Source organism: Paenibacillus sp. IITD108 (assembly GCF_036541265.1).
In the GTDB taxonomy this organism is placed as follows: Bacteria; Bacillota; Bacilli; order Paenibacillales; family Paenibacillaceae; genus Pristimantibacillus.
Genome location: NZ_JAZHCT010000007.1, coordinates 95428 through 118672, shown reverse-complemented (window position 1 = coordinate 118672; position 23245 = coordinate 95428). Strand labels below are relative to the sequence as shown.

At 46.0% G+C, this 23245-nt stretch carries 30 protein-coding genes; all 30 read right to left on the bottom strand.

Annotated elements, in window-relative coordinates; genetic code table 11:
• Positions 1-9: 9 nt before the first annotated feature.
• The 30 genes from trpC to V1L65_RS08310 all read right to left on the bottom strand — a co-directional run bounded on the left by trpC (position 10) and on the right by V1L65_RS08310 (position 23148).
• Entirely contained in the window at positions 10-795 is a 786-nt protein-coding gene (trpC, locus tag V1L65_RS08455; protein WP_331698683.1) for an indole-3-glycerol phosphate synthase TrpC, read from the bottom strand.
• Entirely contained in the window at positions 782-1834 is a 1053-nt protein-coding gene (gene trpD / locus V1L65_RS08450) for an anthranilate phosphoribosyltransferase (RefSeq protein WP_331698682.1), read from the bottom strand. Before trpD ends, trpC begins: the two co-directional genes overlap by 14 nt.
• The gene (trpE, locus tag V1L65_RS08445; protein WP_331698681.1) at positions 1834-3396 is read right to left on the bottom strand and encodes an anthranilate synthase component I; all 1563 of its coding nucleotides are present in this window, start codon (positions 3394-3396) and stop codon (positions 1834-1836) included. Before trpE ends, trpD begins: the two co-directional genes overlap by 1 nt.
• Positions 3397-3815: 419 nt before the next feature.
• On the bottom strand, positions 3816-4184 hold the full coding sequence (gene aroH, locus V1L65_RS08440; protein ID WP_331698678.1) for a chorismate mutase: 369 nt from the start codon (positions 4182-4184) through the stop codon (positions 3816-3818).
• On the bottom strand, positions 4184-5287 hold the full coding sequence (gene aroB, locus V1L65_RS08435; protein WP_331698677.1) for a 3-dehydroquinate synthase: 1104 nt from the start codon (positions 5285-5287) through the stop codon (positions 4184-4186). Before aroB ends, aroH begins: the two co-directional genes overlap by 1 nt.
• A gap of 261 nt (positions 5288-5548) precedes the next feature.
• Positions 5549-5716: a hypothetical protein gene (locus V1L65_RS08430; protein WP_331698676.1), complete on the bottom strand. Its 168-nt coding sequence runs from the start codon at positions 5714-5716 to the stop codon at positions 5549-5551.
• A 59-nt stretch (positions 5717-5775) separates the two neighbouring features.
• Positions 5776-6564 carry a CheR family methyltransferase gene (locus V1L65_RS08425; RefSeq protein WP_331698675.1) on the bottom strand — a complete coding sequence of 263 codons (789 nt, stop codon included), beginning with the start codon at positions 6562-6564 and terminating at the stop codon, positions 5776-5778.
• Between the two features lie 24 nt (positions 6565-6588).
• A complete protein-coding gene (gene ndk / locus V1L65_RS08420; RefSeq protein WP_331698674.1) occupies positions 6589-7032 on the bottom strand; it encodes a nucleoside-diphosphate kinase in 444 nt (147 codons plus the stop codon).
• A gap of 25 nt (positions 7033-7057) precedes the next feature.
• Positions 7058-8029: a polyprenyl synthetase family protein gene (locus tag V1L65_RS08415; RefSeq protein ID WP_331698673.1), complete on the bottom strand. Its 972-nt coding sequence runs from the start codon at positions 8027-8029 to the stop codon at positions 7058-7060.
• A 70-nt stretch (positions 8030-8099) separates the two neighbouring features.
• On the bottom strand, positions 8100-8945 hold the full coding sequence (locus V1L65_RS08410; protein ID WP_331698672.1) for a menaquinone biosynthetic enzyme MqnA/MqnD family protein: 846 nt from the start codon (positions 8943-8945) through the stop codon (positions 8100-8102).
• Positions 8908-9552, bottom strand: a complete 645-nt coding sequence (locus V1L65_RS08405) for a UbiX family flavin prenyltransferase (protein ID WP_331698671.1) — start codon at positions 9550-9552, stop codon at positions 8908-8910. The genes V1L65_RS08410 and V1L65_RS08405 overlap by 38 nt, the downstream gene beginning before the upstream one ends.
• Positions 9546-10421 (bottom strand): UbiA-like polyprenyltransferase, encoded by an 876-nt coding sequence (locus tag V1L65_RS08400; RefSeq protein ID WP_331698670.1) that lies wholly within the window; start codon positions 10419-10421, stop codon positions 9546-9548. The genes V1L65_RS08405 and V1L65_RS08400 overlap by 7 nt, the downstream gene beginning before the upstream one ends.
• Before the next feature lies 1 nt (position 10422).
• Positions 10423-11136: a demethylmenaquinone methyltransferase gene (locus tag V1L65_RS08395; RefSeq protein WP_331698669.1), complete on the bottom strand. Its 714-nt coding sequence runs from the start codon at positions 11134-11136 to the stop codon at positions 10423-10425.
• Positions 11137-11143: 7 nt separating this feature from the next.
• Complete coding sequence (locus tag V1L65_RS08390; protein ID WP_331698668.1) at positions 11144-12004, bottom strand: heptaprenyl diphosphate synthase component 1; 861 nt, start codon at positions 12002-12004, stop codon at positions 11144-11146.
• Positions 12005-12108: 104 nt separating this feature from the next.
• Positions 12109-12678: a hypothetical protein gene (locus V1L65_RS08385; protein WP_331698667.1), complete on the bottom strand. Its 570-nt coding sequence runs from the start codon at positions 12676-12678 to the stop codon at positions 12109-12111.
• A 189-nt stretch (positions 12679-12867) separates the two neighbouring features.
• Positions 12868-13089, bottom strand: a complete 222-nt coding sequence (mtrB, locus tag V1L65_RS08380) for a trp RNA-binding attenuation protein MtrB (RefSeq protein ID WP_331698666.1) — start codon at positions 13087-13089, stop codon at positions 12868-12870.
• Positions 13090-13259: 170 nt separating this feature from the next.
• Positions 13260-13535: an HU family DNA-binding protein gene (locus tag V1L65_RS08375; RefSeq protein ID WP_331698665.1), complete on the bottom strand. Its 276-nt coding sequence runs from the start codon at positions 13533-13535 to the stop codon at positions 13260-13262.
• Positions 13536-13867: 332 nt separating this feature from the next.
• Positions 13868-15346, bottom strand: a complete 1479-nt coding sequence (gene spoIVA, locus V1L65_RS08370; protein WP_331698664.1) for a stage IV sporulation protein A — start codon at positions 15344-15346, stop codon at positions 13868-13870.
• Positions 15347-15616: 270 nt separating this feature from the next.
• Entirely contained in the window at positions 15617-16366 is a 750-nt protein-coding gene (locus V1L65_RS08365; protein ID WP_331698663.1) for a hypothetical protein, read from the bottom strand.
• 19 nt (positions 16367-16385) lie between these two features.
• A complete protein-coding gene (locus V1L65_RS08360) occupies positions 16386-16733 on the bottom strand; it encodes a 2Fe-2S iron-sulfur cluster-binding protein (protein WP_331698662.1) in 348 nt (115 codons plus the stop codon).
• On the bottom strand, positions 16718-17335 hold the full coding sequence (locus V1L65_RS08355; protein ID WP_331698661.1) for a nucleotidyltransferase domain-containing protein: 618 nt from the start codon (positions 17333-17335) through the stop codon (positions 16718-16720). The genes V1L65_RS08360 and V1L65_RS08355 overlap by 16 nt, the downstream gene beginning before the upstream one ends.
• Positions 17336-17357: 22 nt before the next feature.
• Complete coding sequence (locus tag V1L65_RS08350) at positions 17358-17654, bottom strand: 2Fe-2S iron-sulfur cluster-binding protein (protein ID WP_331698660.1); 297 nt, start codon at positions 17652-17654, stop codon at positions 17358-17360.
• A gap of 48 nt (positions 17655-17702) precedes the next feature.
• Positions 17703-17882 carry a DUF2768 family protein gene (locus V1L65_RS08345; protein WP_331698659.1) on the bottom strand — a complete coding sequence of 60 codons (180 nt, stop codon included), beginning with the start codon at positions 17880-17882 and terminating at the stop codon, positions 17703-17705.
• Positions 17883-18008: 126 nt separating this feature from the next.
• On the bottom strand, positions 18009-18284 hold the full coding sequence (locus V1L65_RS08340; protein ID WP_331698809.1) for a stage VI sporulation protein F: 276 nt from the start codon (positions 18282-18284) through the stop codon (positions 18009-18011).
• An 80-nt stretch (positions 18285-18364) separates the two neighbouring features.
• A complete protein-coding gene (locus tag V1L65_RS08335) occupies positions 18365-19399 on the bottom strand; it encodes an NAD(P)H-dependent glycerol-3-phosphate dehydrogenase (RefSeq protein ID WP_331698658.1) in 1035 nt (344 codons plus the stop codon).
• A 7-nt stretch (positions 19400-19406) separates the two neighbouring features.
• The gene (gene plsY / locus V1L65_RS08330; RefSeq protein WP_331698657.1) at positions 19407-20006 is read right to left on the bottom strand and encodes a glycerol-3-phosphate 1-O-acyltransferase PlsY; all 600 of its coding nucleotides are present in this window, start codon (positions 20004-20006) and stop codon (positions 19407-19409) included.
• A gap of 12 nt (positions 20007-20018) precedes the next feature.
• Positions 20019-21341 (bottom strand): ribosome biogenesis GTPase Der, encoded by a 1323-nt coding sequence (gene der, locus V1L65_RS08325; protein WP_331698656.1) that lies wholly within the window; start codon positions 21339-21341, stop codon positions 20019-20021.
• Positions 21342-21414: 73 nt separating this feature from the next.
• Positions 21415-21594 carry a capping complex subunit for YIEGIA gene (locus V1L65_RS08320; protein ID WP_331698655.1) on the bottom strand — a complete coding sequence of 60 codons (180 nt, stop codon included), beginning with the start codon at positions 21592-21594 and terminating at the stop codon, positions 21415-21417.
• Positions 21587-22504, bottom strand: a complete 918-nt coding sequence (locus V1L65_RS08315; RefSeq protein WP_331698654.1) for a YIEGIA family protein — start codon at positions 22502-22504, stop codon at positions 21587-21589. Before V1L65_RS08315 ends, V1L65_RS08320 begins: the two co-directional genes overlap by 8 nt.
• Positions 22504-23148 (bottom strand): YphA family membrane protein, encoded by a 645-nt coding sequence (locus tag V1L65_RS08310; protein WP_331698653.1) that lies wholly within the window; start codon positions 23146-23148, stop codon positions 22504-22506. Before V1L65_RS08310 ends, V1L65_RS08315 begins: the two co-directional genes overlap by 1 nt.
• Between the last annotated feature and the right edge of the window lie 97 nt (positions 23149-23245).

Below are 23245 nucleotides of genomic sequence, written 5' to 3'. Positions count from 1 at the left end.
AATCATCACCTAGCCCATCAAATCGTGCACGGCCTGCTCCACATTTGGCTGGCGCATGAAATGCTCGCCAATAAGCACACCATCTGCTCCGGCTTGCTGTAAATATGCCATGTCCGCGCGAGAGGAAATGCCGCTTTCGCTAATGATTGTCACATTTTTAGGTATAAATGATATCAGTTGCTCTGTCGTTTTAAGATCGGTATGGAATGATTTCAAATCACGATTATTTATGCCGATCAATGCCGCTTTATCCATTGAAAGCACCGCATCCAGCTCTGGCTTGTTGTGAACCTCGACAAGTACATCAAGGCCGATTGATTTGGCAATATCGAAGTACTCTCTTAGCTGCTGCTTCGTCAGTATAGCCGCAATTAATAAAATAGCGTCAGCTCCGATTAAGCGAGCTTCATAAATTTGACGGTAATCAATAGTGAAGTCCTTGCGCAGCAGCGGAATTTCCACTGCTTCGCGAACAGCCGACAAATAATGATTGGAGCCTTGAAAATAATCTGCATCCGTCAATACTGAAATGCAGTCTGCGCCAGCTTTTTGGTAAAGCACAGCCAATTGCACGGGATCGAAATCTTCCCGGATCAAGCCTTTCGATGGAGAAGCCTTCTTCACTTCTGCAATTAAGCCCATTGCACGCTTGCGCGCCGGCATGCCCAGCGCCCTTTCAAAGCCGCGGCAAGCAGACAGCTCGCTTATGCGGCGCTCTGCCTCCTCCAATTGAAATTTGGCTGACAGCGCTTCTACCTCCTGCCGCTTGGTTGCAACAATTTTATCCAGAAACATGATTCAGCTCTCCTGTTCTTACGATAAGTTCTTGTAATTTCTCGCTCGCTTTGCCAGAATCGATAACTTCAGCAGCAATTTCCACACCAGCCTGCAATGTGTCAGCCTTCCCGCCAACATAAATGCAAGCCCCAGCGTTAGCCAATACGATGTCTCGATAGGCATCTCGTCTTTGTCCTGTGAAAACTTCCGTGATTAAGCCCGCATTTTCCCCCGCATCCCCGCCGATAACATCTTGAATCGAATATCGGCGAAGTCCAAGCTGTTCCGGCTCCAAATGATACGTGTATACTTTGCCGTCCTTCAGCTCAGAAATTTGTGTTGCTGCAGATATGCTGATCTCATCCAGGCCGTCGTGACTGCTGACGACCAAAGCTCGTGCCAGCCCTAATTCCTGCAGCACAGATGCAATTGTCTCCGTTCGGCTGCGGTCATACAAGCCCAGCAGCTGCCGGTCTGCGCCAGCAGGGTTCGTCAAAGGTCCCAGCATATTGAAAATAGTCCTTACGCCCAGCTCTCTTCTTGGAGCTGCTGCATATTTCAAGGATGGATGATACAGCTGGGCGAACATAAAGCAAATGCCAATACTGGCCAAACAATCGGCCGCTTGCTGCGGAGTTAAATTTATGTCGACGCCAAGCGCCTCCAACACGTCAGCGCTCCCGGATTTTCCTGACATTGCCCGATTGCCATGCTTTGCAACGCGAATGCCGGCTGCGGCAGCGATAATGGATGATGCCGTAGAAATATTAAATTTATGAATGCCTGAACCGCCTGTGCCGCATGTATCCAGCAATCCGGCTTGACTAGTTGCAACATGGCTTGAATACTGGCGCATCACTTCGGCAAAGCCGGTAATCTCTTCTTTCGATTCGCCCTTCATGCGAAGCGCTGTAGCTACAGCGCCAATCTGAGAGGAAGTAGCTTCGCCGTTCATAATCATGCTCATCACTGCGCGAGCCTCGTCCCTCGTCAGACCCGACCCGCTTATAAGCTTGCTCAGCGCTTGCTGAATCGTAATGGATTGCTTGACTGTCATTATGAAACGCCTCCTCTGCTTGCAGCTACTTCATAATCAGAGTTGATAGGCAGCCGCTTTGTCTGCTTCGAGGCGAATATAGCTTCTGCCATACGGATTGCCTTCAGCATTCCCTTCGCTTTATTAACGGTTTCCGTATATTCATTTTCCGGAATCGAATCCCATACGATGCCGGCACCGCTCTGGACATACGCTCTGCCCTTTTTGAAAATAATCGTTCGAATCGTTATACACGTATTCATTGTGCCGCCGAAGCCTAAGTAACCGATAGCTCCCGCATAAGCGCCTCGTGCTTCACGCTCCAGCTCAGCAATGACTTCCATCGCTCTAATCTTAGGAGCGCCGGAAACTGTTCCTGCTGGCAAGCATGAAACAAAGGCATCGAAAAAGTCTTTATCTTTGCGAAGCTTGCCTGAAACATTGGAAACAATATGCATCACATGAGAAAAACGCTCTACCTCCATATAAGAATCACATTTCACTGAGCCAAATTCGGACACGCGTCCAATATCATTGCGCCCCAGATCAACAAGCATAACATGCTCCGCCCGTTCCTTCTCGTCCGCGAGCAATTCCTGCTCCAGCTGCAAATCCTCCTCCGGCGTTCTTCCTCTCGGCCTTGTACCCGCGATCGGTCTCGTCTCTACCCGATCACCGTCAACCTTGACAAGAGCTTCAGGCGATGTGCCAACGATAATATCCTCATCCATTTTCAAATAGTACATATACGGTGAAGGATTCATAGTGCGCAGCACCCGGTACACTAACAGCGGATCTATTTCCGTCTCCATGCTAAACCGCTGTGACAGTACGACTTGAAACAAGTCTCCTGCCCGAATATATTCTTTTGCTTGCTCCACATTGGACAAAAATTGCTCCTTGGTCACATTAGACTGTATATCCCCAAGATCCGGATCAATCGATACGGATGCTCCTGCCGCTGCTAACATTTTTGCAGGCTGCTGAAGCCGTTCCATCACCGCGTCCATCTTTAGGCAAGCCGCCTCATAAGCTTCCGCTACATCCGCAGCTGTCGCATCCGGTTTAATATGGACATTGCCGATAATTTGCAGCTGCTGCTTAAAATGATCAAATACGACAACTTGATCGCAAAACATAAATTGCAAATCATTCATATTCATATCGTCAACTTGATGCGCTGGCAGATTCTCATAGTGCTGCAGCAAATCATAACCAAAAAATCCGATCGCTCCGCCAGTAAAAGGAGGAAGCTCTGGAAGCGAAGGGCTACGATAAGCACTGAGCTTCTCCTTCAGAAGCTCGATCGGTTTATTTTGCAGCTTTTTCTTGACGCCGTTTATCTCCAACATCATTTCATTCTTTTTTCCGTAAAGCATCATGAAAGGATCGGTTCCTATAAAGGAGTATCGGGCCCATTTCACGCCGCCCTCTACACTTTCAAGCAAAAAGGAATGGCGATCCTTGGCAAAATGCTGAAACAAGCGAATTGGCGACTCTGTATCCGCCAGCATATATCTGACAATAGGGATTAAATTATAAGTTTCTGCAAGCTGTGCAACTCGGCTAAATTCATTGTCCATAACAATGACCTCCTTCGATATGCTTCTTTGATTCCGGCTTGCTCTTGATCGGCCAAACAAAATCAAAAAAGCTCCTGCCTAAGCAGGAGCGCGCATATATAGATCATTGTGAAAGTAAAAATAGTTTAGTTTCATGTCGAAATGAAAAATAAACACGGTGGACATATATAAACACAGCTGTGCTGCATTTAAACGGCCTGCCACATCTTCTCATCTCTATAGACTCAGCTCAACTATTACTCTCTACTCAGCTCTACTCTGCTCTACTCTGCTTGGCTCTAACTAAACTCTCTACTCAATCTCATTCAACAACTTTAATTATTGAGTCAACTATCTTAGCTATCATGCATCTGATGCTTGCTAGTTACTATCTGAATAAGACAAATATATACTAATGCCGCTTTTTCGTCAATAAAAAGTTAGGATTTGGATAAATCCGGCCGCAGCGCCTGCGCTCCACGTAAATATACATGTTCGATTTCAGCCTGGGTCTTGTCTGTGTTTACTAAAAACATAAGTCTGATGCAATGCTTTAAACTGCCTTTTACCGGCACCTCAAGCGAGCACATTAATGGAACTAGCTCCCAGCCCGGAAGCTGTCTAATCGATTGAGCAGGAAAAGTATCATCAAGATCGTTCGTAACAGTTACAAAAACACTGCAAATATCCTCAGGATTCAAATGATTTGCTGCAACAATGCCGTTAACCAGCTCCAGTGTTGCGCTTGAAATTTGCTTTGCTTCATTTGCTTCAACGGTTATAGCCCCTCTAATTCCTCTTACGCTCATTATAATTCATCCTCCTGCTTTAATTGCTCCACTATTTCTCTCACCCAGTCAACAGAAACATTGCTTTCAATTTCTACTTTTCCGATTGCTGTCGGTACGATAAATGTCATTGTGCCCTCAAGAAATTTTTTGTCATGCATCATAGCGCTCATGATAGCCTCTACATCAAAATGCTCTGGCAATCGCACAGGCAAGCCCAGTTTCGCAAGCACATTTTTTGTTCGAATATACACTTCTTCAGTAGCTCCGTAACGCATGCCCAGCTTTGCGGATCCGACCATGCCAATCGAGATTGCTTCGCCGTGCAGCAGCTCATTGTAACCGGCAACAGCTTCTAAAGCATGACCAATTGTATGCCCCAAATTCAAAATCGCGCGCAGCCCATTCTCCCGCTCATCCTGAGACACTACCGCCGCTTTTACGCCGCAGCCAACATATAACGCATAACCCAGCGCTTCAGCATCCAGTGCCAATAGCTTCTCTGAATTGACCTCGCACCAGCTGACAAAGCTTTCGTCCCAGATCAAGCCGTGCTTAACTACCTCAGACAATCCCGCTTTTATTTCGCGAGCAGGCAAGCTTTGGAGCGTATTCAAATCGTACAGCACAAATTCCGGCTGATGAAAAGCGCCGATGATATTTTTGGCTAGCGAATGATTGACGGCAACCTTGCCGCCTACGCTGCTGTCATGCGCAAGAATCGTCGTAGGAATTTGAATAAATTTAATGCCGCGCATATAAGAAGCCGCCAAAAAGCCTGCCAAATCGCCGACGACACCGCCGCCTAGCGCGACTATTGTAGATTTTCTATCAAGCCCGGCTTCCAGCGCCTGTCCTACCAGCTTCTCAAGCATAGCCAAGGATTTAGTGCTTTCCCCGGAAGGCACGACTGCCGCTTCAGCTTTAAATCCGCCTTGCACCAGCTCCTTCTGCAATGCTTCCAAGTACTTTGGTGCAATATTCGTATCTGTAACGATTAATAAAGGCGATTTTTTGCTTATATTATGTTTTGTAAAAAAAGAAGAGGCATCCTGCAAAAGTCCTTCTCCTATGTAGATCGGATAGGAACGTTCACCGAGATCAACCGTAAGCTCACGCATCATACGTACCACCTGTCTGTTCATTATCAAAGTTAATTTTATAAATACGATTACTTTGTGTAACAATAGCTCATTACTGCTTTACAGCCCTAAACTTCTTTGCTAATTATAGTACAGCACCGAAAGTTTGACAAGAAACATCAGATAAGGCTAAACGAATTCGCCAACGATTAGGCAGTCCATGAAAAACACAAAAGCCGGCAGTCTTCTAATGCAAGAAGAGCATGCCGGCTTGTTGCGCTGTCTTAAAAATAATTTGCATTGTTAGTGCACTGCTGATTGGTGATAGGTTTCTTCTTTCCTATCCATAAATATGGTTGAATCTTTAAGCAGCCGATCCATTTGCTGATTGTCCACACCGATGATTTGCGCACATTCCTCAAGCGTAAGGAAGCCGCGACGATAAGCTGCCAGTACCTTCCGTTTTTCCATAGATGCAAAATCCTCCTATAGACTGTCGTTATGATCAGTATAGGAGAAAAGACAATTTGCTATACGTTTATAGCTGCTTTACGATAAAAGAACGTATCCGCTGTCTCCAAAGAAAATTGGGCGGGCGAAAATATTTGCTCTGTGCTGCCGACAAACAGCAAGCCTCCCGGCTTCAAAGCTTCTGCGAACTTTGCATACAGCTGCTGCTTTGCTTCTTCTGTAAAATAGATCATAACATTGCGGCATACGATCAAATCAAATCCAGTATCAAATCGGTCATGCAACAAATTTTGCTGTTTAAACCGGATAGCTTTCTTCAAACGTTCATCGACAAAAAATTGCCCGTCCTGCTCTTTGAAGTACTGCTTCTTGCAATTGGCCGGGACATCTCGCAGCGATCGCTCGACGTACACGCCTTCCTGTGCTTTTTTCAGCACGCCCATATCCAAATCCGTGGCAAGCAGCTCGGTATTTTGCAGCATGCCCAGCTCTGATAAAATCATTGCCAGCGTGTAGGGCTCCTCGCCTGTCGAGCAAGCGGCGCTCCATATTTTCAATCTCGACTGCTTCTTAAACAGCTCGGGCAGGAAGCGCTGCTCCAGCACCTCCCATCGGGCTGGATTGCGGTAAAACTCCGAGACGTTAATCGTCATCCGATCCAGAAATTCGTCAAACAATGTCGGGTCATGATCCAACGCCCTGCTGTATTCTGCAAAGCTGGAAAATCCGCGTTTCTGCCTAAGTGTCGTCAAGCGGCGTTTCATTTGCACTTCTTTGTACTGCGCCAAATCGATTGCTGTTTTACGTTTAATATAAGCAATAAAGAGGTTGAAATCCTCATCCTCCATCTCCCATGCCTCCATGAATACGAGTTAAATCCAGCGCGAAATGGTATGCTCGTATGAAATAATCTCCTCATCCTTAAAGAAAAGCGCTATTTCTCTTTCTGCATTTTCAGCAGAGTCTGATCCATGGATCAAATTAAAATTCGTATGTACTGCAAAATCTGAACGAATCGTTCCTGGATAAGCCTCAACTGCATCTGTCTTGCCAATCATTGCTCTTGTCAGGGCTATCACATTATCGCCGCCCCAAACCATCGCGAATACAGGGCCGGACGTTACAAACTTCAGCAGCGGCTCATAAAACGGCTTCCCTTTGTGCTCCGCGTAATGCTGCTCAGCCAATTCTGTCGGAATGAGCATAAATTTTGCTCCAAGCAGCTGCAGGCCTTTTTTTTCAAAGCGGCTGACAATTTCTCCGATTAATCCTCTTTGCACACCATCAGGCTTGATCATTAAAAACGTTTTTTCCATGCCATCTCTTCCTTCCTGCTGCCTTTTAATAATTTCGCTTCCCTACGAAGCGGGCAATATCAACTAAATTTTTTCTAGCTGGAATAGCCGGAAGCTGCTCCAACGCCTTTAAAGCTTTTTCAATATAGCGATTCGCAAGCTCATCGGCAATGCCGCCGCCTTTTCCGCTTTTTACAATTTGAACGGCATGCTGCGAATTGGCATGCTCCTGCAGTCTGATTTTGTCCAGCTCTGCAAGCAGATCTTCTTTTTTGTCCGGCTCCTGCAGTGTCATTATAACAGGCAAGGTTATGTTGCCCTGGCGCAAATCCGACCCTGGCGGCTTGCCGATTTGCTTCTCAGTTCCATATAAATCAAGCAGGTCATCGCGAATTTGAAAGGCCATGCCTACATTATATCCATATTTGTAAAGAGCTTGAACATACTTGGGCGGACAATTTGCCGCTATAGCCCCAAGCTGGCAGCTTACAGCAATTAATAAGGCAGTTTTTCTTCTAATACGCAGCAAATAATTGCGAACAGACTGGTCTACATTGAAAAAATCACGAATTTGTTCCATTTCTCCTATACACATCTGAACAAGCGCCTTGGAAAGCACTTGATGAATACGCGGGTTTGTCAGCTTGGTCGCAAGCATCAGCGCTTTGCCATGAATATAATCACCTGTATACATCGCGATTCTGTTATCCCATTTGGACTTGACGGTCGGCTTGCCTCTTCGCATCTCGGCATCATCAATAACATCATCATGCACAAGTGATGCCATATGAATGAGTTCAAGCGGAACAGCTACATTTTTCAGTACATCGAGCTGATATTGGCCAAATTTTCCTGCGAGCAGAATCATAACAGGCCGTATTCTTTTTCCACCAGCCTTAAGCAAATGAAGCGAGGCGTCGCTAAGCAGAGCATGGTCATCGGATACAGCACGCTCAAGCTCCTGTTCAATTTGCTGAAGATCCCCTTTTAATTTGGCGTACAAATCTAATAGTTTCATTCTTTCACCTATTGGGCAATTTGTCTTTCAAGGATATACGGCTTCCGCCGTCCATTAAAAATATAAATCATTATGCTTGCTTGCCTTCCAAAAAAGAAAGTGTTACATCCTTTTGCAATAAGCCAATCTGCTTGGCATACCTGTAATAAAGCGAAAGTCCATCCTGTAATTGCTGCCCGAATTCATAATTGAGGCATTTGAAATAATCATCCCAATAGCTGTACTGCCCGCCTAATTGTGTACAGGCTTTATCTATTATCGGATTAATATGATTGCAATTATGTATCCTGTTCGCCAGCAATGCCCGATGCAGCTCATGCAAAAGCTGCGGACAGCTTGCAAATGCTGATTTGCGGGCTGCAACGACCGCATACGTCATACCGTAGCCTGTCCATTCATGCCACGCTGCACCTAGATCAATTACATACAGCGACTTATTGCTCCACGCAGCAGCAATTGCCGGATCGCCGATCAGCAATGCCCCATCGGCCGATTCAAGCATGCTTTCCAGACTGCCTGAGGACGTTTCATACGCCGGCTTGCAGTGGAATCTCAACTCCATCATTATTTTCAGCAAATTCACAGAAGTAGCTGAAGTAGACGAAAGATTGATAGTGGCCGGCAGTTTTTGTCCAAGCGGTTCCTTCAAAAAAAGCAGTATTGAATTTACTCTTCCGACAGAACCTACAGACAGGCCTGGCAGTAATATATAATCCTCTGCATATTGCGCATAAGAAAATGACGATATGCCGGATACATCGATTAAACCGCTGCCTAGCATGCGATTAAGATCAGAGGGCACAGCGGAAGTTATGCTGGACTCGATTTGATCAAGCCGCTTGTCCAATCCATAAAACAACGGCCAGCTATTCGCGTAATCAATCTGTCCGATGGTGAAGCGATGGTGTATGCTCATTTTGTTCCTCTCCCCATCTTCGATACAGCTGATGTTCTATGCCGACATTGTCCAGCACCTTGCCTACTATGAATGAAATCATTTCGTCCATAGATTGCGGCATAAAATAAAAAGCCGGCATCGCTGGAACAATTCTCACTCCCAATCTTGAGAGCTTCAACAGATTTTCCAAATGAATGGAATTGAAAGGAGTCTCTCGCGGAAGCAGCAGCAGCCGCCTACTTTCTTTCAGCATAACATCAGCCGCACGTGTCAATAAATTGTTGGAGGCGCCATGTGCGATCGAAGCAGCCGTTCCCATCGAGCAAGGCATGATAATCATCCCTTCCGTTCTAAAGGAGCCGCTTGCTATTGCGGCTCCAATGTCGCCGCTCGGATAATAAATTAACCGCCCCGAATCGATGGCAGCCCCGAATTGCTTTTGCAGTGAAGCCTTTCTGTGTGATGCGCTCCACAGCAGCTCTTCCTTCAGCACACGCCAGCCAGCCTCTGATATAACAAGGTGAACCTCAAAACCGCCGGCAAGCAGCTCTTCAATAAGCCTAATGCCATAAATCGCACCGCTAGCTCCGGTAATGCCCACTATCCACCTTTTTGGTTCTACCATTGATGCAGCACCGCCAAATCAAAAATAGTAAATATAAATAACACTACGCTAAGTGTACCATTCATCCCGAAAAAGGCTGTAGGCACTCGCGACAAATCATTCGGCCTTACAAGCCAGTGCTGGTAAAACAGTAAAGCGACTGAAATAACAGTGCCTGCTAAATAGGCCCAGCTTAAATCTGTCAGCCAAAACAGCAATAAAAATCCGGCAGCCGTTACCACATGAAAACTTCTGGATATCCAAATCGCGCCTGCAATGCCAAACCGGGCAGGGATAGAGTGAACGCCATTATCGCGGTCATATTCGTAATCCTGCGTCGCATAAATAATGTCAAAGCCTGCAATCCACAGCGCTACAGTTACATAGAGAAGCCATACCGGCAATGATGCGGTTCCGGTAATAGCAAGCCAGCCGCCGAGCGGTGAAAGCCCTATCGTAAGCCCCAGCACCACATGGCATAGCCATGTAAAGCGCTTCGTATAGGAATACAGGACAAGCATGAATACCGCAATCGGCATTAGCTTCATCGTAATAGGCGATAAATTTGCGGAAGCTATAAATAATAACGCGAATGAAATTATAATAAATGCCAATACCTCTGCCGATTTCAGCAGGCCTGCCGGCAAAGCTCTTTGCGCCGTGCGCGGATTTTTCAAATCGATCGCTTTGTCAATCAATCGATTAAGTCCCATCGCGGCGCTTCTTGCGCCGAACATCGCGAGCGTAATCCAGCCGATTTCGGACCATGTCGGCATCCGCTTCTCTAACACTACTGCGCCTAGCAGCGCCCCCATATAAGCGAACGGAAGCGCGAATATAGTATGTTCAAATTTGATCATCTCTAAAATTATGCGTAATTTACGAAACATCCTAGTGCACCTGCTCCTTCTTGCCTATATGCAATGCCGCTATTCCGCCAGTTAAAGTATGCACCTTCACTTCAGTCAGCGAGGCATCGCGAAACATTTGCTCCAGCTGCTTTGCATCTGGAAAAGATTTTAAAGACTCAGGCAGCCACTGATACTCTTTGAATCTTTTTGCAACTATCTTGCCAATCATAGGCAGTATCTTCTCAAAATAAAGATAATACAAGCCCTTAAAAGGCTGCCACATCGGCTTCGAAAGCTCCAGACACACAACATGCCCGCCAGGCTTTACAACCCGTCTCATTTCATTCAGCACCCGATTATAATCCGGAACATTCCGCAGGCCAAAGCCAATGGTAACATAGTCAAAGCTGTTGTCCGGAAACGGAAGATCCATGGCATTGCCCTGCACCAGCTCAATTTGCTGCTGCAAATTTTGCTCTTTAATTTTAACGGCACCGACATCCAGCATATTTTGGCTGAAATCAAGTCCGGTAATTTTTCCTGTCTTACTCGCTTCAGCAAGTGAAATCGTCCAGTCGCAAGTACCGCAGCATAAATCGAGAGCAGTCTGCCCTTCTTGCACCGCCATTTTCCTCATCGTAAATTTACGCCATGCTTTATGCCTTCTGAAGCTGAGAAGATCATTCATAAAATCGTACTTAGGCGCAATCGATTCAAATAAATCATGAACATGACTCTTGGATGATGTACTCATCTATTTCTCACCTCGTTTCATTCAATGCAGGAATAAACAATAAAGATTTAGTGCGAAGCGAATCTGTAATCGCAAGCAGCTCTGCTGCCAGTCCCTCTGATTCAAGCTTTCGTATTGCTGTCTGTACTTCGCTCAGTGCGTCATCCATACGCGACTTAAGCTGCTGCACGATAGCATGCTGGACAAGCAGTGCATAGATTTGCTCAGGCTGAGCCTTCTGTAGCAGCTGCTGCTCCTGCTCGCTTGCCGCCTGCTGAAGATGCCAATAGGCCCAGCTGTTCGTAACGCGCTCAGGATGGCGGGCGTCTTCCAGCTCTTCAACAATGGCCTCGCAGCGGCTTATGCCAAGCAGCAGCTGAGGCCACAGTCTTGCTGTAGTTCCTTTGAGCAGCTCGCCGTATTGGAGAAACATTTGGCTTTTAATCTTGACGCGATAGCTGAAATATTCCTCAGTAGTCAATTCGTTTCTTTTGCGCTTAGTATAAAAGTCAATTTTCAAACGGTTTACATCACAAACAGCGGCGCTGAGCGAGGCGATCATAGAAATTTGGCCTTGCTGCGCCAGCAATTGATAAAAACGGGTGCTAAAATAGTCGCCTGCCAATACCTTCAGCTGCGTGGAGCGCATTTCAAGCTCACTGCGGCCGGTTGTTGAACTATCAATTCTATCATGCGTATCCATGCCCAGCTGAACGAGCGAGGTAACGAGCGCATACAATTCGCTGTTGTCTGCATGGTCGCTCTCATTAAGAACTGCGCTCAGCAAGCGCAGTCTAGGTTCCGATAAAGGGGGAAGCTCAGTATATGTATGAATCATGTCATAATTTACATATTTATAGGCTAGTTCAGTTATCCGGTATTCTCTCATCGTTGAAGCCTCCGAAGCAGAGTAGCACAATCGCTGCTCAATAATCTAAACTATTATAGCACAACTTTTTTAAAGAGCATACGATTCAAATAGGATGTTGCAAATTACGGCATTTGCCGAGGCAGCGAAGTATAGCCGGTAACGGGACCAAAGCGTTCCTCCCATGCAGAAGTAAAGCTTACGCGCAGACGCTGCCGCCAAATTTCTTCATGTACAGGATCGCTGTATTTTAAATATGCAATTTCATCTGCGAGCCACTTATCACCACTTCTGACGTCTATCGCAGCCATCAGCCGCCCGCCTGTCTGCTCCGTTTCAATCAACCGGATTAACACGCGCTTGACGTTGGCAAGCTGCACGAAGGAGAGCTCTATCAGCTTATCGACATCATGAAACCAAGCTTCAGGACGGCCGTCCACCGGATCGACGCGAAGCTCTATTAGCAGCATGGCGTTTTGCCATTCCACCTTCCCTAATTTTGACGATAAGCGAACGCCTAACATAACTTCCACAATATTGTGATTTGTAAGCTTACGAAACGGAAGCTGTTCAAATACTTCTACCCCATGCTTTTCCTTTAAAGAATAACCCGCCTGCCTAGGCAGCTGAGCGAGAATGAACAAGCTGAATATTGTAATTGCCATTATCGAAACGAGCCATTTTATATTCCTCACCGCACAACCTCCGATTTTCTAATCCATGCCAGCTGAAGCTTATTGTATAGTGTACGAGCTTAGCTTGCTCATTATTCGGCGCATGCAGTGATTATGCGAAAAACTTGGTATTGCTAGTGAAGGTCACGCCAAGTCGGCCCTATATAGCGAAAAAGAGCAGGCTAAAGCCCGCTCTTCATCCAAAAAAACCTATTCCTCCGTATCAACATTCCCGTACTTTGTCATTACGGTTGCTTTGCCACGTATTTTGATGGCCGATGTATGGTCTGTAAACTGACAGATCAATATTTCATTTTTATCAAGCTTTTCCATATGATGAAATTTAGTATCATGTCCACGAGTTAAACCAATGACCTGAACACCTTGTTCTTTTGCCTTTACTACTACGTAATCACCATGATTAGGCTCCATTGCAATCCCTCCCAGACCGTTTTACAAGCATCCAAAAAAATTATAGTTGAACTTCTTTATTTAAGCAATGTTATTTCAACAAAGCTATGCCGAAAGCAATACCAGGCAGTCCCCTGCATATACAAAAAACGCTTGAACATCATGTTCAAGCGCCTATTGCAATTATGTGATTAGTTGGTAACTTGATCTTTAAGAGATTTACCTGGTTTAAACGCAGGGATTTTGCTAGCAGCAATATCGATCTCTTCACCTGTTTGCGGGTTGCGGCCTTTACGAGCTTGACGCTCGCGAACCTCAAAGTTTCCAAAGCCAACAAGTTGAACTTTGTCGCCTTGTTGCAAAGCGCCAGCGATTGCTTCAAATACAGCGTCAACTGCTTTAGTCGCATCTTTCTTGGATAGCTCTGTCAATTCAGCTACTTTTGTTATCAAATCTGTTTTATTCATGATTTCACCTCCTTACAAATAAACCTTGATGTTGATCTAGGCATGATGCAATTGAATCATCTTATCCATCTTATTAACCGAAAACTTCAAATATATACCTATTGACCGAACAAACTTATAGTAATACAGCCAAAAGGCAATTTCAAGTACCTATCCTGTTATGCAATATAAAATACAGCAGCAAGGCCATAGGAATAACATATACCGAACTTATTAGTGGATGCCAGTGAAATTTTTTTAATTTTCATTTCTGAAAAAGGGCAGTTAAAAAAAAGACCGAATGCAAAGACATCGCAAATGTCCGCATTCGATCTTTCAGATTATGGATATATCTACAAAATGATTGCAATGAGACCGCCGGAGCCCTCGTTAATGATTCTGCCCAGTGTCTCCTGCAGCTTATACCGCGCATTGTCAGGCATCATAGCAATTTTGCCTTGTATGCCTTCCCGTACGATAGAGTGCAGCGATCTGCCAAATATGTCTGACTCCCAAATTTTAATCGGGTCATTCTCAAAATCCTGCATCAGATAGCGTACAAGTTCCTCGCTTTGCTTCTCTGTGCCGATTATTGGAGCAAATTCGGATTCGACATCGACTCGAATCATATGAATCGAAGGTGCCGTCGCCTTAAGTCTAACGCCGAATCGAGAGCCTTGACGAATCAGCTCCGGTTCATCAAGCGCCATCTCGGCAAGCGATGGAGCAGCAATTCCGTAACCGGTCGTCTTAACCATTTCAAGCGCCTCGGCAAAACGGTCATACTCACGCTTCGCATGAGAAAAGTCCTGCATAAGCTGCAGCAAATGATCCTTGCCGCGGATTTCTACGCCGACAACCTCCATTAAAATTTTATCATAAAGCTCATCCGGCGCATAAAGATCAATCTCTGCAACACCCTGGCCCATATTCATGCCGCTGAGTCCAGCTCTGGCAATAAATTCATACTCCATAAATTGATCGACAACTCGGTCGACATCGCGCAGTCTGCGGATATCCTTGACCGTATCGCGAACCGAATTTTCGTAGTTGCTGCGCAGCCAATGATTTTCCTGCAGCACCATAACCCAGCTAGGAAGATTGACGTTTACTTCATGCACCGGGAATTCATAAAGCACCTCGCGCAGCACTGTCATTACTTCCTCTTCACCCATAGTAGCAGCGCTTAATGCCATAACAGGTATATCATACTTCGCTTGCAGTTCGCTGCGAAGCTGCTCAGTTTCCGCACTCCTAGGATGTGTTGAATTAATGATTAGGACAAATGGCTTGCCTACTTCCTTTAGCTCATCAATGACTCGTTCTTCCGCCTCAACATAAGAGCTTCTAGGAATTTCGGCAATCGTTCCATCCGTTGTCACGACAACCCCCAGGGTTGAATGCTCTTGAATAACCTTGCGCGTGCCAATTTCAGCTGCCTCTTGGAATGGAATCGGCTCATCAAACCATGGTGTCGTAATCATTCGAGGACCATTCTCGTCTTCGTACCCTTTTGCTCCTTCTACGGCATAACCTACGCAATCTACCATTCTAACGTTAACTTCAAGCCCTTCCGTTACACGAAGCTGCACGGCCTGATTAGGCACGAATTTAGGCTCTGTCGTCATAATCGTTTTTCCCGCGGCGCTTTGCGGCAGCTCGTCAACGGCTCTAATACGGTCCGATTCATTCGGTATATTAGGTAACACAACCGTTTCCATAAACCGCTTAATAAAGGTAGATTTGCCCGTACGGACCGCACCCACTACGCCGAGGTAAATATCCCCACCGGTTCGTTCGGCAATGTCCTTGAAAATGTCCACTTTTTCCACTGAATATCCCCTCCTGATTGATTTTCCGGTTCGCCGCCATCCACCGGATAAGAGGGCAGGCCAGCGACGCAACTCGTACAAACTTTAGGACTAGTAACATCATATGTGCAGACTGTCCAATTATGCTGATTTCATCTGTAAAAATTCAGACGAATCTTTTTCTGCCCTTCCAAGACTGAAATATATGAGACTTTATTAAAAACTATGACTATTTAATAAAAAAAGCACATAAAGCGGATCATCTCCTGCTTTACATGCTTTGTTCAGCATCTATGGGTTTACGGCTACCGGCTCTCCATTTTCGAAATGATAGGCAGGAGATTTGACCGGCACATATTCCGTAGCGTCTACCAGTAATTCACGCAAATCAACCTTCAGCTCATCCTCGGTATACTCCTTCTTGGAAATAAGCTGCATAATATCAATTCCGTAATCAACAAAAACGACTCCCGCTTCATTCGTAAGCGCTTCTAGCGTTTGACCTGAGAATACACTTCTAATGTCCGGCGCTTTCATGCTGAGCTGTTTGTAATCGATACTATAGAAGCCTTTGTACTTTTGCTCACCCTTGGGCACTTTTGCAGTCTGTTTCAAATGGGAGTTTACCTTGCTCTGCAAGTCATTCACCTTCTGCAGCGTAACTAGATCCATCAGCTTCACGCGGGGAGCTGTCTCTTCGTCAATGATTAAAAAATAATAGCTGCCCCCGTTTTCAAAAGCTGCCGGCGGAATTGAGCTTAATAAATTTTTAGCCTGCAGCGTAGTAAAATTGACTTTGTATTTCTCGTATTTAGGAACATTTGACTCGCTGTTTTGAATAGGCAGCACGCCCGTCTGAGAGAAATAATCGTCGACTGCAGCCTGCACATTCCTTACTGCTTCCTTTGGGGCAGCCTGATTCTGCTTCAGCCTGTCCTTAGGATAAAGACAGCCGGTCAGCGTTGCCATCATCAAGCAGACAGCAGCAAGCGTCAAAACGGCTCGTCCTGTCCATTTCAATTTATTTATTCCAAAGCTCATTACTTTGCCTCCGTTTCTGCTACCAAAGCGAATCGTCCTGCTCCTTTTGCTTCGCCAGCTGACGCGCTACAGCAGCGCGCAATGGGTCTGGGGGGACGTCTACATCCGTTTTGCCCTGAACGCGAACCTGACAAGCAAGGCGAAATGGCGGCTCCTCAGCGTCGCCCAGCTTGCGTCTTTCAATATCAGACATCGGCAGCACACTGCTTCCCGGGCGCAAATTTATTTTGCACAGGAAACATGCCGCATTGCCTCCGCAGCGCGTTGATATTAATACGCCCGCCTGTCGTGCAGCCATCAGCACCGTCGTGCCGGGCTTCACTTTGACTTTCTTCTCCAAGGGCCAAAAGGTTACCTCTGCGTCCATTCCACCTCACCAGCCTCTTCCAGCGAAATGATTTGATGCACTTGATCCACTGCTGCTGCCGTAAAATGATTGCTTTTTTCTATAGCCTGCAATGCAGGCTCATGAATGCCGCGCATCTTCATAAAAGCCTTTGCAATCAGCTCTACGCGATCCTCTCTGCCTCGCAGCTGGTTAAACCATAGCTCATGCGCTAGCGGCACGACCATAAGCGGGTAACGGCAATCCGGGATGCTAAAGCGCTCCCCAAAGGGGATCAGCAGCTCTGACACCCGTACTTCATAGCTGCTTTTAGCTGCATCCACCTTAAAGCCGCCGACCAGTTCAATAGGCATGCCTTCTATTTCGAAATGGGCAAGCGTAGAGCGGTATATATTTGTTTCGCTGTAATGAGGAGCGTCGACTGCATATTTTTGCAAGGCTGCATAAATAAATGGCAAATCTTCTTCATCACAATAAATATCGATATCGCGAGGCATTGCAGACAAAGGCAAGCCTCTTAGCAGCAATCCTGCGCTGCCGCCGACTATCCATTTTGCAGACGAATCATGCAGCAGCTTTGCCAGGGCAGCCAGAGCATTATATATAGGACTGGCCTTTTTCATGCAAGCACTTCCTTTTTACTCATTAGAAATAAGTTTTATTCATCGCTTTAATCGTTCCCGCCCCAGCTTTAATAACAGCCTGGCAGCCCAGTCTGTAACCTTCGTCGAACTCCTCAGGCTCCAGGCGGTCCCATTCCGCATCGGTTATCTCATCTAAAAACTCTCCGCCTTCCGTTACAAGACATCTGCAGCGGGCGCAGGTGCCCCTTGTACAAGAATAGCTCCAGTCTACTTTATGCTTGATCGCAAGATCTAGAATCGACATGCCTTCCTCTGCCTCGACTACTTCCGTTATCGTTCTGCCTTTAAGCTCAATCATTGCAGTATCTCCTTTGTACATAGTTAGCCCAGTATGTATGCCCGCCGGTTACAATATTGAAAATAAGCCATAAATAAATCCGAACACAAGCATAATAAAAGCAATTAGGGATAGGACAAGCTTAACGACGCCTTTTGTTTTCAATCGCGCGAAAGTAATAATGAGCGCAGCAATCGCCATTAATCCTATGCCTAAAAAAGATATCCACATCTTTGTCATTGCATCCATATTTTATCCCCTACTCTGCTACCATGTAATTAATTTATAAATCAAAGTCTATTATAGCATTGCATAAAAAAAAGGACAAAAGCTGACAGAGAATTTACTCTACTATCGCTTTTGTCGCATAGTATCTTATTTCTTCAGCATCATTTTGATTAGAGACTCCATATTCGATGTGCTCATTCCGCTTGCTTTTACAGCTCTCACTATATCTTCCATTGTGGAATCAGCAACCTTGACTTTAGCCATAGCGGCCACTTGCTTGATCAGCTTGCGCAGCTCATCCTCACTGCTTAGTGTGGACGGGCTAACTTTACTAGCCAGTTTTTGAACTGCGGCAGATGATATATTTTTACCTGCCTTTTTATTAATTGCGTTTAGAACATCCTTTGAGCTGTTTTTTGACATCATTTGCTCCACCCTTCTCAGCCAGTTACGCTCCTAGCATCATATGAGAGGGAGGGCTAATTGGTGTAGGCTCGTGCCTGTTACAAAATAGCTTCTATTTCATTTGTTTTTAAACGGCCCATAAGCGTTTCAACAGCGTCTCTGGGCTCCTTGCCTGCAAACAGCACCTCATGCAGCTGATCTGTGATAGGCAGCTCGACCTCATAGCGCTTGGCAAGCTCATAAGCCGCCCGCGTCGTTTTGACGCCTTCGACAACCATGCCCATCGTTTCAAGCACTTCCTCTAGCGGCTTGCCTTGCGCCAGCATATAGCCTGCGCGCCAGTTGCGGCTATGCTGGCTCGTACAGGTGACGACAAGATCGCCAACCCCCGCTAAGCCGGCAAAGGTTAACGGGCTGGCTCCCATCGCTGCCCCCAAACGGCTTATTTCAGCTAATCCTCTTGTAATAAGTGCTGCCTTGGCGTTATCGCCAAATTTCAAGCCGTCCGACAGACCGGCACCTAGCGCTATAATATTTTTGAGCGCTCCGGATACTTCAACGCCAACCGTATCCGTGTTCGTATACACTCGAAAAGTAGAGTTAATAAAGGCGTCCTGAGCTTTTTCAGCTGCATGGATATCAGCTGCCGCTACAACTACGGTGGTGGGCAGCTTGCGGATCACTTCCTCTGCATGGCTCGGCCCGGACAGGACGACGATTTGAGAAGATGGCCGCTGCAGCTCCTCGGCCAATACGGTGCTCATCGTCTTCAGCGTATCCGCTTCGAAGCCTTTCGTAGCATGGACACAAATCATTGATTCCGTAATATGCTTCGCCGCTTCTTTGGCTACTGACCTCAATGCGCTTGAAGGCGCAACGAATAGCACAAGCTCGCTGTTTTCTATCGCTTGCTTCATATCGCTTGTCGCTACAATCGCCTCAGGAAGCGCTGCTCCAGGCAAATACTTGCTATTCATATGCTCTGTATTTATTTGATTGGCATGCTCGCCGCTGCGCGTCCACAGCTTTACTGCAAATCCATTGTCAGCAAGTACAGATGCCAGCGCTGTTCCCCAGCTTCCTGCGACTAGAACAGCTGCCTTACGCGGCGCAGACAACCTCTCATCCATCATTGCTAGCTCACAATCCTTTCTTTGCACCCAGCTTATTCTCTGTTCCTTGTATAAGCTTCATAATATTAGAACGATGTCTTACAAACGCGAATAAGCAAATAATGAGCGTTCCGCCGAATAAGGGCCAGGAAAAATGAAAAACGGCAACAAATATAGGAATTAATACGGTCATAATCAATGAACCTAATGATACATATCTTGTAATCGCAATAATGATAATCGTAATGATGCCTGCAAGAAGCGCCGGGATAAAGGCAAGCGACGCCATTGCGCCGATTGTGGTAGCTATCCCCTTGCCTCCCTTGAACCGGAACCATATCGGCCAATTATGACCAATTATAGACGCTAGCCCGCACAGCACCGGAACCCATTCATTACCGCTTAATCCGTAACCAATCCATACTGCAGCGGAACCTTTTGTAAAATCGAGCAAAAACACAAGCAAACCGGGTCCTTTGCCAAGTACCCTCAGCGTATTGGTGGCGCCTGCATTGCCGCTTCCATGCTGTCTGATATCTATTCCCTTCACAAATTTTGCTATGACTATACTAAACGAAACAGAGCCAAGCAAATAGCTTAAAACAACCGCAATTACATCGTATAACAAAAGGCCTCTCCCCTAATCCTCTTCGGACTTCCGTCGCGTATAGATGCGAACCGGCGTACCTTCAAAGTTAAATGCTGAGCGAATTTTGTTTTCCAAATATCGCTCATAAGAAAAATGCATTAGCTGCGGATCGTTTACAAAGCAAACAATCGTCGGCGGCTTGGTTGAAACCTGCGTCACATAATTGATGCGCAGTCTTTTTCCTTTGTCTGATGGCGGCGGCGTCATGGCAACTGCATCAGAAACAATATCATTAAGCAAATGCGTCTGAATGCGCATTGCATGCTGTTCCGAAACATAATTCACGACAGGCAGCAGCTTATGTAATCTTGATTTGGTCAGGGCTGATAAAAACACAATCGGCGCATAGGTCATAAACAGAAACTGCTCGCGAACATTACGGGTAAATTCCTGCATCGTACGATCATCTTTTTCAACAACGTCCCACTTATTCACTACAAATACAGAAGCTTTTCCAGCTTCATGCGCATAGCCTGCAATATGCTTGTCCTGCTCGATAATGCCTTCTTCTCCGTTAATAAGCACAAGCACGACGTCAGCTCGTTCGATGGCCTTCATTGCGCGCATAACACTGTATTTCTCAGTGGATTCATACACCTTGCCTCGTTTGCGCATACCTGCTGTATCTATAAGCACATAACGTTGTCCTTCATGCTCAAACGGCGTATCTATCGCATCTCTAGTCGTGCCGGCAACGTTGCTCACAATTACGCGATCTTCGCCGAGAAGCGCATTAACAAGAGAGGATTTGCCTACATTTGGACGGCCGATCAACGCAACACGAATAACATCCTCATCATAATCATCATCTTCAATAACCGGCAAAAGCTCTGTAGCCGCATCGAGCAAGTCGCCGATGCCAATGCCGTGCGAGCCGGAAAGTGCGATTGGCTCTCCGAATCCTAAAGAGTAAAATTCATATACATCGTTCATGCGGTTGTCATTATCGACTTTATTCACGCCAAGCACGACAGGCTTTCTGGAACGAAACAGCATCTGTGCAACCTCATCATCGGAATGCGTGATGCCGGCCTTCACATCTACCATAAAAATAATAACGTCCGCTTCCTCGATTGCAAGCTCCGCTTGCACACGAACAGAACGCATGATTTCATCATCGTCGTCAATTTCTATACCGCCTGTATCAATTATGCTGAAAGCTTTGCCATTCCATTCGCCCGTACCATATAAACGATCACGAGTAATGCCAGGCTTATCCTCAACAATTGCCAATCGATCACCTATGATTCGATTAAATACTGTTGATTTACCTACGTTAGGTCTACCAACGATAGCAATAACGGGTCTAGCCATAGTAGTCAGTTCACTCCTTCAATCATTCTCACGTTACTCATCATAGCAAAAAAGAACGCTCTTGGCTAACTTTTCATTTGTGATCGACTAGAATAAATACCCCATTTTTCAAATCATGTGCGCTGGCGTCCAATATTTTTTCCAGCAGGAACGCCATTTCCTGCAGCTGATGTTCGTCAGGCACAATAAATATCGGCGCCCCGCCATCTACCATTTTATCATTTGTTGATACAATTGCTGTGATTTTAGCCATGCTCCACATTCTCCTTCTGATTGACAGATGCTTCAGTAGGCATTCGCACAGCGGATTCAAGAATCGGCACTTGCTCAATTACCTGTTTTGCCTTTCTCGCATCCTTCTCCTGCGGCAAAATAAATACGCCCAGCGTACCGCTTCCAAGCTCAAGCTTGGCCATAGGAACAAGCGCCGGCTCGCCTGAATCTCTATACACTCCCAAAATAGTTGCAAGGTCGTACAATATAGCCTGCCTCTGTCCTAAGTTGCTAATGGTCACCTTGCCATTCGGATTACGCGGTTTTACAATAAAGCCGATTGCGCGCTCCTCCATTATTTTTTGGTTCGACTTCAGCCCTACATTCATAATGTATACGTCGCCTACAAACAAATCCGGTCCATTAACGCTCACCTTTGCCTCCTCAACCGTCGCGATATGCGAAAGCTGCTTGCCAGATTTAAGCTTACTGACGATGATCAAGGCAATTCCGCCTGCAAGCAGGCCCCACCATATATTTAGCCATAAACCAAATAAGCTGGTCACTAACGAGGTCATAATGACCAAATAATTGCGGCCTTCAAAAACCATTGCGATCCCTTCAATGTAGGTAGGCCCTCTGCTTACAAGCTCTTGACTGTCGATTTTGGTTAGTGTTTCTCTCTCCATCTTGCGCACATCTCTGAACTGCTGGGCTGCCAGCGTTAAAAAAGTAATAGCTGTATAATCCTTATTCATAAGCGCAGGTACCGAGACAGAGCCTAACGCAGCAGCTATAATGCCTAGCGAGATATGAATTATTCTTCCATGCGGATATGTAGGATATTGCCTGTAGTCTGTTTGCAGCATAAGGAGTCTTGCGCAAACCCCGATAACGATCGCCAGCATGATAACTATCAAATGATGATTTTGCTGTATATACGAAAGCATCAAGCCGTCCCCCCTCTTCGATTGTTAAACCAAAATGCGCTGATTTTATTTTTAATGCCAGCAGCCGCCGCCATAACAATTCTTATAACTGCCGCAAACAGCAGCGCAAGGGCTAGCTCATCCCACCAGCTCCAAGCCCCGATCAGCACTTGCTGGCTGACTCCGGCAAGCATGCAATATATCAAGCTTCCTATAAAGGAACCCCATGCAATCAAGGTAAACTGCCCAACAGAGCTTTTGGAAAACATACAGCTGAGCAACGCCGCCAGAAGCGGAGCATCCCACATCGGCCCGAGCCAATGGTAGATTGGATCAAAGCTGTACATTTTTCGCATCAGTCCCCATGCTGCGCCGATAATAACAGCTGCTGTTATTAAATAGCTGCGAGTGCTCCATTTCTCTGCCTGAAAATAGAGCGAAAGCGCTGCAGCTGCCAACAATACGACGACAGAGGCATGGATTTGCCATTTTGCTGCAGAAATATTCGGCCACCACAAAGGAAGAGGCAAACAAACTGCAATAATTGCTATTACAAGCAAAGACGGCTTTTTATTAAAATCGGGAGCCAGTAACGACTTCCACCCGGTAAGAAGTAAAATCATTATAATAAGTGCGATCCAAATAGATAAAAAGCCGGGGTTCATGCTGTCACCACCTCTCGCACCATATTATGCGCTAATAAAAAAGAGGCTATTCCTGAAATGGCAGGAATAGCCTCTTGATTAAAATATAAGAAAGTAT